Source organism: Pseudomonas sp. AC083 (genome assembly GCF_979253165.1).
The window spans coordinates 1-229 of record NZ_CEEDDH010000386.1 but is presented as its reverse complement, the minus strand read 5'-3'; the positions used below and the strand labels follow the sequence as shown (position 1 = coordinate 229).

The 229-nt window shown below is 40.2% G+C and carries 1 protein-coding gene; it reads right to left on the bottom strand.

Annotation, left to right across the window (positions count from 1 at the left end; all coding sequences use genetic code 11):
- Positions 1-97: 97 nt before the first annotated feature.
- Positions 98-217, bottom strand: coding sequence for a chorismate mutase (locus AC0IXA_RS28290; protein ID WP_471815041.1), 120 nt, complete (start codon positions 215-217; stop codon positions 98-100).
- Positions 218-229 lie beyond the last annotated feature (12 nt).

The following is a 229-nucleotide window of genomic DNA, read 5'->3' as shown; positions in this document are numbered from 1 at the left end:
ACTCTACTCATCTCAACTACCCTAGTCTCATTCTCATCTTCTCTAAGCTTGCAATGCCGTTTACACCTGTGTGTAAACTTCGGCTGTTCATATCGTATTATAATTCCTTGTTTTTTGTCAACTGTAAATCAGGGCGAAGCGTCACAGCTTCTTCCAAGTACACATGCTGTATGTCTTCCTGCTTTGTATCTGTCTGGACAGTCATTAAGACACGAATACATTGCTTTAA